This is a genomic window from Duganella sp. GW821-FHT07F09, from assembly GCF_059418705.1.
This window is the reverse complement of the sequence record NZ_JBWKQJ010000012.1, coordinates 58,096-71,110: the sequence shown is the minus strand read 5'-3', so window position 1 is coordinate 71,110 and position 13,015 is coordinate 58,096. Positions and strand designations below refer to the sequence as shown.

Genomic DNA, 13,015 nt, shown 5'->3' with positions numbered 1-13,015 from the left:
CTATTATGCACGCTCCGCGCCGGCCGGGGGCTGTCGTGTGACATCAATCACCCAGTTGTTGCCTCACCCATGCCAGCAGCGCGTGGAAATCGGCGCAAATGGCGTCCGGCGCGATGCCGGCGTCGAGGTGGGCGGTGCTGCCGGTGCGGTTCATCCACACCGCCCGCATGCCCACCGCCTGCGCGCCGCGCACGTCCAGGCGCAGGTCGTCGCCGACATAGACCGCGTCGGCCGGCGCCACGCCCATCGCCTCGCAGGCGGCCAGGAAGATGGACGGGTCGGGCTTGGCGACGCCGAAGCGGGCCGAGGCCAGCGCCACCTCGAAATGGTGGTGCAGGCCGATGACTTCAAGGTCGGCGTTGCCGTTGGTGATCACGCCCAGCCGCAGCATGCCGCCCAGCTCGGCGAGCACGGGCGCCACGTCGTCGAACAGGGTGACAGCGTTGCGCAGCACGTTGAAGTGTTGCATCGCGCCGTCGATGTGGGCCGTGTCCTCGCCGGTCTCGGCGAACACCGCCTCGAGCGCGACACGGCGCAGCCGGTACAGGTCGGCCGTCAGCTCCGGCTGTTTTTCCAGCAGCGCCAGGCGCAGCGCGCGCAGCGCCTCGACCGAATACTTGCCGGTGACGGCCGGCGCGCGCTCGGCCAGCCAGGCATGCCAGCCGGTTTCGGCCGCAGCGATGACCGGGCCGATCGGCCACAGGGTGTCGTCCAGATCGAACAGCAGGGCTTGCGGTGGGCGTGGTGTCATGGGCGGAAAAAATAAGTGGACTCCGGGCTATTGTCGCACCGATCGGGCGCCGTCGCCGTGCGCGTCCCGACGCGTCCCTAACAAGCTGTTACATCCATTGGGGGCACTGGTGTTACCAAATGCACTAAAATACGGGGCAAATCCGTGTAAGATGCTGCACCCGTGCGTGCTGCCGGCCCTATTCGTTTTGGAGAAGATTTTATGAAAAGTGTGTATCCGCGTGCGGGCCTGGCCCTGCTGTGTGCCGTGATTCTGAGCGCCTGCGGCGGCGGCAATGACGGTAACCTGCAACTGGCGGGCAGCATCAACGGCCTGACCAAGCCCGGCCTGGTGCTGATCAACAAGAACACCGGCGAAAAACTGACCGTCGCCAGCGGCGCGAACAGCTTCCTTTTCACCCGCTACCTGGCGACCGACGAGAATTTCAACGTCGACATCGACACGCAGCCAACCGGCGCCAAATGCATCGCCACGGACAACATCAACAAGGCCAACGTCTTCACGTCCGTCCGCGTGCAGATCAGCTGCCAGGTCAACCCCTGGGTGCTCGGCGGCGTGGTGAAGGGCCTGGCCGACGACGGCGTGGCCGGCAACACCGACGGCGTAACCCTGGCCAACGGACCGGACACCGTGTATGTCGCGCCATCGACGACCGTCGCCGGCGGCGACGTGCTGTTCTCCTTTGCCAGCTTCGTCGGCGACGGCTCGCCGTTCGGCGTGACCGTGCTGGCGCAGCCGGCCAGCCGGACCTGCACGGTCGCGGCCCCCAGCACCGGCCTGATGCCTGCTGGTAACTACGACAAGTTGGTCATCACTTGCGTCGCAAAATAAACGCGCCGCGCGCGTCTGCTAAATCTTTGGAGAATTACATGAAATTATCGTATCTGGGCGCCATCCTGGCGGTGAGCGTGGCGGCGGCCCTGGTGGCCGGTTGCGGCGGCAAGGCGCAGTACTCGGTGCAGGGCACGATTAGCGGGCTGGCCACGCCGGGACTGATGCTGACCAATGGCGGCGAAACCATTTCCGTGCCGGCCGGCGCGACCACCTTCACCTTCCCGCGCCAGATCGGCTACGGCACCAGCTACAACGTCGGCTTCGCCCAGCAGCCTGAACATATGGTCTGCCAGTTCACCTCCATCAACACCGGTTCGGCCGGCCAGACGGTATCGATCTCGGTGGGGATCGCGTGTGCGCGCAGGGTCTACACGGTGGGTGGCCAGTTCACCGGCCTGTTCCAGGTTCCCGCGTCCGGCGCGACCGCCGTCGCTAACCGCACCGTGACCCTGTTGAACGGCTCGGCCGGCGGCGCGGTCACCCTGACCAGCCCGGCGGATGGCAGCGGCGCCGGCGATTTCGCGTTCCCCACCACCGTGGCGGACGGCCAGGCGTATGGCGTGACGATCCATCCGGACGCCACCCTGACCTCGGCCGACATCACCTGCACGGTGAAAAATGGCGTGGGCGTCATGGGCGAGGCCGCCGTGACCAATCTGCTGGTGCAGTGCAATCCGAAATAAAGCGGAAGGGGAGACGACAGATATTCACATATCTGATGTTTGATATGTGAAAAATAAAGTGGCGTGATATGCCGCGACGCAGCATACTGTACTTGTCTCCTCCACTTCTTGCAAAGGAATTGGATTTAGCCCGCTTTAACCAGCGGGCTTTTTTTTGCCTGTCGTTCTGTAAATAACAGCGGGGTCAGGTCCGACATTCGGACACGGACTCAACCTTACCGCTGGTTCTAAGGACGAGGTCGTGTCCGAATGTCGGCACTGACCCCGGGGTGGTGGGGGTTATTTGAGCAGGTTGGCGAGGGCGACGTACTGGGCCAGCCCGACCGTTTCCGGACGGTGCGTCGGGTCGATGCCCGCTGCGACGATCTGCGCTTCCGTGAACATGCCGGCCAGGCAGTTGCGGATCACCTTGCGCCGCTGCGAGAACGCCTTCAATACCACCGCTTCCAAGGTCGGGCCGTCGCACGGCAGCTGCTCGGCCACCGGGATCATGCGCACGATCGCCGATTCGACCTTCGGCGGCGGATCGAACGCTTCCGGCGGCACCACGAACAACAGCGACATGTCATAGCGCCATTGCAGCATCACCGACAGGCGGCCGTAGGTCTTGCTGCCCGGCTCGGCCACCATGCGCTCGACCACCTCTTTTTGCAGCATGAAGTGCTGGTCCTTGACCAGCGGCGCGAACGTGGCCAGGTGGAACAGCAACGGGCTGGAGATGTTGTACGGCAGGTTGCCGACGATGCGCAGCTTCTGCCCTTCCGGCACCGGGATCGTGCCGTAGTCGAACTTGAGCGCGTCGCCGGCGTGGATGGTCAGCTTGGCCGGGTTGTAGGTCTTTTCCAGGCGGGCGACCAGGTCGCGGTCGAGCTCGACGACGTGCATCATCTTGAGCGTGCGCATCAGCTGCTCGGTCATGGCGCCCAGGCCGGGGCCGATCTCGACCATGGCGTCGTCCGGCGCCGGCGCGATCGCCTCGGTGATGCTCGACAGGACGTATTTGTCGTGCAGGAAGTTCTGGCCAAAGCGTTTGCGGGCTACGTGTTTCATGGTTGTTCTTTTATCGAGTGAATTTTAAAGGCCGGCGACGGCGTCGGCCATCGCCAGCGCGGTGGCGATGGCCGCCTCCATGCTGCCGCAGTCGGCCAGGCCGAGCCCTTGCGCGGCCAGGTCGAGCGCCGTGCCGTGGTCGACCGAGGTGCGGATCAACGGCAGGCCGAGCGTGATGTTGACGCCCTGGCCGAACGTGGCGTATTTCAGGACCGGCAGGCCCTGGTCGTGGTACATGGCCAGCACGCAGTCGGCGTCCTTCAGGTATTTGGGCTGGAACAGCGTGTCGGCCGGGTACGGGCCGCGCGCGTCGATGCCGCGCGCTTGCGCCGCCGCGATGGCCGGCGCGATGACGTCGATGTCCTCGCGCCCCAGGTAGCCGCCCTCGCCCGCGTGCGGGTTCAGGCCGCACAGCAGGATGCGCGGGGCGGCGATGCCGAACTTGGTCTTCAGATCGTCGTCGATGATGTCGAGGATGCGCGCCAGGCCGTCCCGCGTGAGGGCGGCGGCGACGTCCTTGAGCGCCAGGTGGGTGGTGGCCAGCGCCACCCGCAGCGGCGGCGGCATCGTTCCACCGGCCGGCGCCTGCGGCTGGCCGGCCAGCATCATCACCACTTGCGCGGTGCCGGTCTGGTCGGCGAAGTATTCGGTGTGGCCGGAAAATTTGACGCCGGCGTCGTTGATCGTGCTCTTTTGCAGCGGCGCGGTGACCACCGCCTCGAACCAGCCGGCGCGCACGCCTTCGATGGCGGCGTCCAGCGTGGCCAGCACGGCGCGGCCGTTGTTCTTGTCCAGCTTGCCCGGCACCACGTGGGCGTCGAGCGGGACGTCGATCACGCTGATCCGTTCGGGGCCGAAGCGCGGCAGGCCGCCGTTGCGCACCGCCTGCAAGGACAGCGCCGACAGCCGGATGGCCGGGTCGATGTCGGCGGCGATCATGGAGAGGAAGGCGGCGTCGCCCAGCAGCACGCAGTCTACCTCGTGCCGGCGCGCCCAGGCGGCGCGGATCGAGATTTCCGGGCCGATGCCGGCCGGCTCGCCGACGGTGACGGCCAGCACCGGCCGCCCCTGGCGGCGGGCGCGGACGCGGGGGCCGGCGCCGGCGCCGGGCAGGGGGGCCGCTTCTGCGCGCCCGGTGGATGAAGTGGCGCTCATGTGCTCCCCTGTCGCGGCGTGGTTACTGTTTCGCGGCCGCCGCGGCGGCGGCGCCCTCTTCGGTGCGGAACTCGACGTAGGCGCGGTCGCGCACTTCGCGCTGCCAGCTCTCGGCCGCCTCTTCCATCTTGCGCTCGCGGATGGCCTGGCGCGCGTTGTTGCGCTCGCGCTCCTTGGAGACGTCGTCGCTCTTGCGCTCGAGCACCTCGATCAGGTGCACGCCGAAGCTGGTCTCGACCGGTTGCGACACCTCGCCGATTTTCAGGTTGTTCATCGCGGCCTCGAACTCGGGCATCGTGTCGCCCGGGTACAGCCAGCCCAGGTCGCCGCCCTTGGCGGCCGAGCCGTCGTTCGACACCAGGCGCGCCAGGTCCTCGAACTTGGCGGCGTTGTTGTCGAGGCGTTCCTTCAGTTCGGCCAGCTTGCGCTTGGCGTCGGCCGCGCTCATCGTCGGCGTGACCTTGATCAGGATGTGGCGCGCGTGGGTCTGCTGCACCGACTGGGCGGCCTGCGCCTCGGCCACGCTGCGGCGGTCCACCGCCTTCAGGATGTGGAAGGCGCCGGTGCTTTTGATGATAGGCGTGACCTGGCCCGGTTTGAGTTTGACCAGCGCCTCGGCGAACACCGGCGGCAGCCGCTCGGGCAGGCGCCAGCCGACCGCGCCGCCCTCCAGCGCGTCGCTGGCGTCCGAGTAGGTGGCGGCCATCTTGGCGAAGTCGGCGCCGGTGCGCAGCTGGCGCATCACTTCCTCGGCGCGCGCGCGGCGCTGGGCGATCACCTCGGCCGTGGCGTTGTCCGGGATGCGCACCATGATTTGCGCGATGTTGATCTCGAACTGCTCGGCGGCGGCGGCCTTCTCGGCGGCGATGAAACTGTCGACCTCGGCGTCGGAGATCTGGATCTTGGAGTCGACCTCGTGCTCGCGCAGGCGCTGCATGATGATCTCTTCGCGGATTTCCTCGCGGAACGCGGCGAACGGCGTGCCGTCCTTTTCCATCTGGTTGCGGAAGTCCTGCACGCTGAGCTTTTGCGCCTCGGCGATGCGGCCGATCGCGCGGTCGAGCTGGGTGTCGTCGACGCGCACGCCCATTTCCTTGGCCATCTGCAGTTGCGCGCGCTCGACGATCATGCGCTCGAGCAGCTGGCGCTGCAGGTCGGTGGCGGCCGGCATCTGCACGTTCTGCGCCTTCATGCGGGCGGTGACGGTCTTGATGCGGTTGGCCAGCTCGCGCTGGGTGATGACGTCGTCGTTGACGACGACGACGATGGAGTCGATGGCGACGTTGCTCGACGAGCCGGGCGGAATGAAGCCCTTGCCGTCGGCTTTCGCGTCCGGCTTGGCGGCGGCCGCGCCGGGTGTGGCGGCGGTGGCCGCGTTGGCGGCGGGGGCCGCGGTGGTGGCGGGGGCGGCCGGCGCCGGCTTCTTCGAGAACAGGCTGCAACCGCCCAAGGCGGTGGTGCACAACAGGACGGCGAGTAGCTTCATTTGGTACATACTGGCATTACGCATGGTAGAACGCTCATGAGTCAGGTGTAAAAAAATCAAAAGGCGCGCGCCCCGAACAGGGGAACGGCGGCGCGCGCCCGGATGCCTTGCTTAGCGGCCGTAGCCCTCGTTCAAACGCTGATACCCCGGAATACTGTTTTTCATCGCCTCGATCGGGCTGCCCACGCCCAGGTGCGACAGGCCGTTGAGCTCGAGCTGGAAGAAGATCGGCGTCGACGCCGTCGTCGAGGTGGTCACGAAGCGCTGTCCGCCCACGCGGAACACCCAGCAGTCGGCCTTGTATTCGAGGCCGATCAGGCTCTCGAGGATCTTGCTGTCCTGCAGCGAGTAGCTGACCCGGCCGACGCCGTACCAGCGCTTGAAGATCGGCCACTGGCTGGAGAGCTCGATGTTCTTGAAATTGTCGCGCAGGTAGCGGTAGCCGACGTTGAGCACCTTCTTGGGCGCCGGGATCCATTGCGCCGTGTAGCTTTGCGACACCACCTGCCTCTGGCTCGGATTGTACTGCACCGCGCTGTCGAAGCCCCAGTGCTCGGAGATGCGGCCGCTGGCGGCGAGCAGCATGTCGGAGCGGGACTGGCTCACCGGCGTGCTGGCGTCGAGCTGCACGCGCTGGTCCTCGAAATAGAAGCGCTGGCCGAACGCCAGGCGCAGCTGCTCGGCGCCGGAGGCGTCGAGGAAGCGCGACACCAGCGCGGCGGTGAGCTGGTTGGCGTCGCCGATGCGGTCCGAGCCGACGAAGCGGTTCTCGCTGAAGATCTGGCTGAAGTTGAACGTGGCCGCGTCGGTGTCGAAGGTCGGCAGCCGGCTCTGGTCGCGGTACGGCGTCTTGACATAGAACAGCCGCGGCTCGAGCGTTTGCGTCATCGCCTTGTTCTGGAAGGTGACGTCGCGCTCGAACACCAGGCCCGAGTCGAGCGACACCGTCGGCACCACGCGCGAATCGTTGCGCGACGCCTGTCCGGCATAGCTGTCGAGCGAGTAGCTGGCCAGGTTGACCATGACCTTGGGCGTGATGAAGTAGCTGGGCCCGACGATCGGATAGCTCAGCTGCGGAATGCCCACCAGGCGCGTGCCGTTGATCAGGGTCGGGTGGCTAAAGCGGGTCAGCTCGCTGTCGAAGGCCCAGTCGAAGCCGCCGGCGACGTCGTACTGGGCGGCGTGGAAGTTGATCGCCGGCAGGCGGTCGTACGGGCGCGTGACGAACAGCGACGAATCGGTCACCGAGGCCGGGTCCTGCAGCACCTGGTACTTCTGCACGCGCGCCGTCAGGGTCCAGATGTCGCCGTGGTAGTCGGTGCGCAATTCGCGCAGCAGCTGGCGCTCGGTCGAGCTCGAGACGGTCTTGGAGAAATCGTTCGGATAGTTGTTGTCCGACGAGGCGCGCAGGTTCCACGAGAACGCCCAGTCCTCGGTGATGTCCTGCTTGTGGTTGGAGCGCACCGTCCAGCGGTCGGTCGAGCCGCCCGGCTTCTCCGGCACGTATTTCTTGTCGTGCGGCAGGTACTCGGCGTAGGTGTCGCCCTGATACAGGCCGCCCTCGGTCTCGCCCATGTAACGCCCGTGCGCGCCGAGCTGGAAGCCGCGCCGCGTGATGATCTTCGGGAACAGGGTCAGGTCGCGGTTGGGGGCGATGTTGAAGTAATACGGCACCACCAGCTCGGGGCCGGTGCGCGAGCCGACACCGGGGGTCGGCGAGAGCCAGCCGGAGCGGCGCGCGCCCGACAGCGAGAACGACAGCGCCGGCGTGCCCAGGATCGGCACGTCCTTGAAATACACCACCGTGTGGCTGGCGGTGCCGACGTCGCGCCCGGAATCGAGGTTGAGCGTGCTCGAGCGCAGGTACCAGTCGGGATCGGTGCCCTCGCAGGTGCTGTAGGTGCCGTTGACGACGACCGCCTCGTCCTCGTTGATGAAGTTGATGCGCTCGGCGCTACCCTGGGCGTTGTTGGCCTCCATGCGGTAGGTCGGCTGCAGCATGTAGCCCTTGCCGGTGTCCATGTTGAGCTTGAGCTCGGTGCCGGTGTAGTAGTCGCCGTAGCGCCAGATCTTGACGGCGCCCTTGGCCTCGACCTCGTTCTCGACCTGGCGGTAGCAGGCGTAATCGGACTGCACCTTGGTCTTGTCCTTGACGACCTCGGCGTTGCGTTCGAGCACGACCTCGCGCTCCGGGCGCCCGCTGATGTCCTCGGCCATGACGGTGGTGACGGCGTTCGGGTCCTCTACGCGCGGCGCGCGCGGCTTGGGCGCGCCGGCCTGGGCGTAGGCGTGCGACGGCACCGCCGAGACGGTGACGATGGCGGTCAGGGCATATGCCCAGCGGTGCGAAGTGGGGGGGGCCAGTAGCCAGCGCATGCAGCTCATGAAAAGAAGAGGGATAACACCATGACAGGCGATTTTTTGATTTGAATCCCTTATTATATGGGAATCTTCACCTTACGCCGGTTTCCACGGTTCGCTTAATGTCTTTATTACAGAATTTAACTTCAGATACATCTGGAGCAACCCCGCCCGGCGATCCCCGCCTGGCGCAACTGACCGCCTGGCTGGCCACCTTGGACGTGGTCGATGTGGCAACGGCGCGCCCGGCCTCGGCCGACGCCAGCTTCCGCCGCTACTTCCGGGTCGACGTGCTGGCCGCGCACCGCGCCGCGCTCGGCGCCACGCTGATCGTCATGGACGCGCCGCCGGAGCGCGAAAACGTGCTGGCCTTCGTCAAGGTTGACGAAATGCTCACGCACGCCGGCGTCACGGTGCCGCGCATCGTCGCCACCGACTACGAGCGCGGCTTCATGCTGATGTCGGACCTGGGCGTGACGACCTACCTGCAGGTGCTCGACCACGACAACGCCTCGACGCTGTACGCCGAGGCGCTCGGGTCGCTGGTGCGGTTCCAGGCCACCAGCGCGCCGGACGTGCTGCCCGAATACGACCGCGCCTTCCTGCTGCGCGAAATGAACCTGTTCCCCGAGTGGTACATCGGCAAGCACCTGGGCGCCACGCTGACCGACAAGCAAAGCGCCGAGCTGCAGGGCGTGTTCGAGGCGATCTTGGCCAACGTGACGGCGCAGCAGCAGGTGTTCGTGCACCGGGACTTCCACTCGCGCAACCTGATGTGGATGGACGCCGGCAACCCCGGCGTGCTCGACTTCCAGGACGCGCTGTACGGTCCGGTCACCTACGACCTGGCCTCGCTGCTGCGCGACGCCTATGTGCAGTGGGACGAGGAGCTGGTGCTGGACTGGGCGATCCGCTACTGGCAGCACGCCAAGTCGGCCGGGCTGCCGGTCAACCAGGACATCGACGCCTTTTATAAAGACTTCGAGTACATGGGCCTGCAGCGCCACCTGAAGATCCTCGGCCTGTTCTGCCGCCTGTACCACCGCGACGGCAAGGCCCAGTACCTGGGCGACCTGCCGACGGTGATGGACTACGTGCGCAAGACGGCCAACCGCTACAAGGACCTCAAGCCGCTGGTGCGCCTGCTCGACACGCTCGAGGACAAGCAGCCGCAAGTCGGCTACACGTTCTGATGACGGGGCGCGTATGAAAGCGATGATCTTCGCCGCCGGCCGCGGCGAGCGCATGCGCCCGCTGACCGACAGCTGCCCCAAGCCGCTGCTCAAGGTGCGCGGGCGGCCGCTGATCGTCTGGCACATCGTCAATCTGGTGCGGGCCGGCATCACCGAGATCGTCATCAACACCGCCCACCTGGGCGATGTCATCGAGCGGGAGCTGGGCGACGGCGGCAAGTACGGCGCGAAATTGCTGTACTCGCGCGAAGCAACGGCGCTGGAGACGGCCGGCGGCGTGGCCACCGCGCGCCACCTGCTGGGCGAGGAGCCGTTCGTGGCCGTGTCGGGCGACATCTACTGCCCGTACTTCGACTTCGAGCAGGTCAAGGACGTGCTCAAGGACGAGGACATGTGGGGCAAGCCCTACGCTGCCGACCAGCGCGACGTTTGCTGGCTGTACCTGGTGCCCAATCCGGACTTCCATCCGGAGGGCGACTTCGGCCTGACGATGTACTCGCTGACCAACGACACCGCCGACGGCGCGCCGAAGTGGACCTTCGGCAATATCGGCGTCTACCGGCCGGACATGTTCGACGGCATCGCGCCGGGCGAGCACGCCAAGCTGGGGCCGTTGATCCGCGCGTTCATCGACAGCAAGCAGGTCGGCGGCGAAGTGTATGAGGGCGAGTGGCACAACGTCGGCACCGTCGAACAGCTGGAGAAGCTGAACGCGCCGTTGGCGTCGATGGCGTCCGGCGCCAGGGGCGCGCGCTGATGTCGGCCACCTCGCCGCGCGGGATGGAGGCATACGCCGCGCGCCGCGCGCGCGTGCTGGCGGCGATGCCGGCCGGCGCGGTGGCCGTGCTGGGCACGGCGCCGGAAGTGGCGCGCAACAGCGACAGCGACTATCCGTACCGGCACGACAGCTATTTCTATTACCTGACCGGCTTTGCCGAGCCGGAAAGCGTGGTGGTGCTGGTGGCCGCGCGCGGCGACGACGCGCCGGCGCGCGCCATCCTGTTTTGCCGCCAGAAGAACGTCGAGCGCGAAATCTGGGACGGCTTCCGCTACGGCCCGGATACCGCGCGCGCGGCCTTCGGCTTCGACGCGGCGTTCCCGATCGAAGACCTCGACGGCGAAATCACCAAGCTGCTGGCCGACGCGCCGGCGCTGTACTGCGCGCTGGCCAGCAACCCGTCGCTCGACGCGCAGATCAAGCTTTGGCTGGGCAATGTGCGGCGCATGGCGCGCACCGGCGTGACGCCGCCGGCCAGCGCGGTCGACCTGTTGCCGCTGCTCGACGAGATGCGCCTGTTGAAGGACGACGGCGAGCAAGCCACCATGCTGCGCGCGGCCACCATCTCCAGCGCGGCGCACGCGCGGGCGATGCGCGCCTCGCGCCCCGGCATGTACGAATACGAGATCGAAGCGGAACTGCTGTACGAATTCCGCCGCAACGGCGCCCAGGCGCCGGCCTACAACTCGATCGTCGCCGCCGGCGCCAACGCCTGCGTGCTGCACTACAGCGCCAACAACGCCCAGACCCGCGACGGAGACCTCGTGCTGATCGACGCCGGCTGCGAGCTCGATGGCTATGCCTCAGACATCACCCGCACCTATCCGGTCAACGGCCGTTACTCGGCGCCGCAAAAGCGTTTGTATGAACTGGTGCTGGCGGCGCAATCGGCCGCGCTCGAGGCCATCGCGCCCGGCCTGCCGTATTCCGGCGCGCACGACGCCGCCTTGCGCGTGCTGTCCCAAGGCATGCTCGATCTGGGCCTGCTGAACACGGACGTCCACGGCGGCGTGGACGACGTCATCGCCAGCAAGCACTATATGCAGTTCTACATGCACGGCACCGGGCATTGGCTGGGCATGGACGTGCACGATGTCGGCCTGTATCGCGACGTGAACGCGGCCGGCAAACCTTCGCGCGCGCTGCAACCGGGCATGGTGCTGACGGTCGAACCGGGCATCTACGTGCGTCCGGCCGACCGCGTGCCGGAGGAATACTGGAACACCGGCATCCGCATCGAGGACGATGTGCTGGTCGGCGCCGACGGCCACACCATCCTGAGCGCGGCCGCGCCGAAAACGGTGGCGGAGATTGAAGAAGTAATGCAGCAGCGATGACGGATTTTCAAAACGACAGCGACGTCGCCATCTGCGGCGCCGGGCCGGCCGGCATGGCGCTGGCCGCGCTGCTGGCCAAACGCGGCATGACCGCCTCGCGCATCACGCTGGTCGACGCCAAGTCGCTGGCGCAGGCCGGCAAGGACCCGCGCTCGATCGCGTTGTCCTACGGCAGCCGCCAGATACTCGAGGAAATCGGCGCCTGGCCGGTGCCGGCGACGGCCATCCATCAGATCCACGTCTCGCGGCGCGGTCAGTTCGGCCGCAGCCTGATCGACCGCGACGAACACAAACTGCCGGCGCTCGGCTACGTCACCCGCTACGGCGATCTGGTGACGGCATTGGGCGCAGCCTGCGAACGGGCCGGCATCGCGACGCTACGTCCCGCCCGGGTGGAAGCGCTCGACGAGCTGTCCGATTCGGTGGTACTGACCATCACCGACACCGCGACCGCGGAAGCGAAGTCGTTGAGCGCTTCCATCGTCGTGCAGGCCGAAGGCGGCTTGTTCAACGACCAGGAAAACCGCCCGCAGCGGCGTGATTACCAACAGACGGCGATCATCGCGCAGGTGCGCAGCAGCCGGCCGATCGCGCACCGTGCTTTCGAACGGTTCACCGAACAAGGACCGCTGGCGCTGCTGCCGCAGGGGGATGAGTATTCGCTGGTGTGGTGTGTGCGTCCCGAGTTTGCCGCGACGTTGCAGGCATTGGACGACACCGCCTTTTTGGCGGCGCTGGGCGAGGCCTTCGGCGAGCGCGTCGGCCGCTTTACGCACGCTTCGCCACGCCTGGCCTTCCCGCTTGGATTGAATGCCGATCCGCGCGCGACCGCCCGCACGGTCGCCATCGGCAACGCCGCACAGACCTTGCATCCGGTCGCGGGACAGGGCTTGAATCTCGGCCTGCGCGACGTCGCCGTGCTGGCGCGACTGCTGGCGCAAGGCGCTACGCCGGCGATGCTGTCACAGTTCACCGAACTTCGCCGGCAGGACCGGACCACAACGGTACGACTGACCGACACGATGGCGAGGATCTTCGCCAACGACTCGCCGGCGCAGGCGCTGTTGGGGCTGTCGCTGGCCGCCATCGACATGGCAGGCCCCGCGCGCGGCGTGCTGGCCGAGCTGATGATGTACGGCCGCCGCTGAGAGCTGCGGGTGGCGCCTCCCCACGCGGCTCCGTGTGGTAAACCTTCTATTTCGACTTCTCTTTTCTTCTATTTTTCGCGCTTTCCCCCTCTTCTCAAAATTAGCGATGAAAAGAGAAAGAAATAGAAGAAAGGAGAGGAGAAAAGCGAAGGTTTACCACAGTGGCCGCTATGGCCTGCTGGCCTGCGTAACCCGGAATCACGTAGGGCGGATTAGCGCAGCGTAATCCGCCAATGCGT

11 protein-coding genes are annotated in these 13,015 nt (G+C 66.6%); 6 read left to right on the top strand and 5 right to left on the bottom strand.

Annotated elements, in window-relative coordinates; translation table 11 throughout:
- Positions 1-43: 43 nt before the first annotated feature.
- On the bottom strand, positions 44-751 hold the full coding sequence (locus AC07P1_RS27215) for an HAD family hydrolase (RefSeq protein ID WP_494698775.1): 708 nt from the start codon (positions 749-751) through the stop codon (positions 44-46).
- A 201-nt stretch (positions 752-952) separates the two neighbouring features.
- Here AC07P1_RS27215 and AC07P1_RS27210 point away from each other — a divergent pair, with 201 nt between their 5' ends.
- The gene (locus tag AC07P1_RS27210) at positions 953-1,582 is read left to right on the top strand and encodes a hypothetical protein (protein WP_494698774.1); all 630 of its coding nucleotides are present in this window, start codon (positions 953-955) and stop codon (positions 1,580-1,582) included.
- Between the two features lie 38 nt (positions 1,583-1,620).
- A complete protein-coding gene (locus AC07P1_RS27205; protein WP_494698773.1) occupies positions 1,621-2,268 on the top strand; it encodes a hypothetical protein in 648 nt (215 codons plus the stop codon).
- Between the two features lie 279 nt (positions 2,269-2,547).
- Here the strand turns inward: AC07P1_RS27205 and rsmA are convergent, their stop codons facing one another.
- From rsmA to AC07P1_RS27185, 4 genes are all read right to left on the bottom strand, one after another.
- A complete protein-coding gene (rsmA, locus tag AC07P1_RS27200) occupies positions 2,548-3,318 on the bottom strand; it encodes a 16S rRNA (adenine(1518)-N(6)/adenine(1519)-N(6))-dimethyltransferase RsmA (RefSeq protein ID WP_494698772.1) in 771 nt (256 codons plus the stop codon).
- A gap of 24 nt (positions 3,319-3,342) precedes the next feature.
- A complete protein-coding gene (gene pdxA / locus AC07P1_RS27195; RefSeq protein WP_494698771.1) occupies positions 3,343-4,473 on the bottom strand; it encodes a 4-hydroxythreonine-4-phosphate dehydrogenase PdxA in 1,131 nt (376 codons plus the stop codon).
- Between the two features lie 22 nt (positions 4,474-4,495).
- Entirely contained in the window at positions 4,496-5,959 is a 1,464-nt protein-coding gene (locus tag AC07P1_RS27190; RefSeq protein ID WP_494698770.1) for a peptidylprolyl isomerase, read from the bottom strand.
- A gap of 111 nt (positions 5,960-6,070) precedes the next feature.
- Positions 6,071-8,335: an LPS-assembly protein LptD gene (locus AC07P1_RS27185; protein ID WP_494698769.1), complete on the bottom strand. Its 2,265-nt coding sequence runs from the start codon at positions 8,333-8,335 to the stop codon at positions 6,071-6,073.
- A 107-nt stretch (positions 8,336-8,442) separates the two neighbouring features.
- Between AC07P1_RS27185 and AC07P1_RS27180 the strand changes: the two genes are divergently transcribed.
- From AC07P1_RS27180 to AC07P1_RS27165, 4 genes are read left to right on the top strand one after another with little or no spacing between them, the layout of a single operon-like run.
- Positions 8,443-9,513, top strand: a complete 1,071-nt coding sequence (locus tag AC07P1_RS27180) for an aminoglycoside phosphotransferase family protein (protein WP_494698768.1) — start codon at positions 8,443-8,445, stop codon at positions 9,511-9,513.
- A gap of 13 nt (positions 9,514-9,526) precedes the next feature.
- Positions 9,527-10,270: an N-acetylmuramate alpha-1-phosphate uridylyltransferase MurU gene (gene murU, locus AC07P1_RS27175; RefSeq protein ID WP_494698767.1), complete on the top strand. Its 744-nt coding sequence runs from the start codon at positions 9,527-9,529 to the stop codon at positions 10,268-10,270.
- Positions 10,271-10,293: 23 nt separating this feature from the next.
- Positions 10,294-11,628, top strand: a complete 1,335-nt coding sequence (locus tag AC07P1_RS27170; protein WP_494698946.1) for an aminopeptidase P N-terminal domain-containing protein — start codon at positions 10,294-10,296, stop codon at positions 11,626-11,628.
- Positions 11,625-12,776 carry a UbiH/UbiF/VisC/COQ6 family ubiquinone biosynthesis hydroxylase gene (locus tag AC07P1_RS27165; RefSeq protein ID WP_494698766.1) on the top strand — a complete coding sequence of 384 codons (1,152 nt, stop codon included), beginning with the start codon at positions 11,625-11,627 and terminating at the stop codon, positions 12,774-12,776. The genes AC07P1_RS27170 and AC07P1_RS27165 overlap by 4 nt, the downstream gene beginning before the upstream one ends.
- Positions 12,777-13,015: the final 239 nt, after the last annotated feature.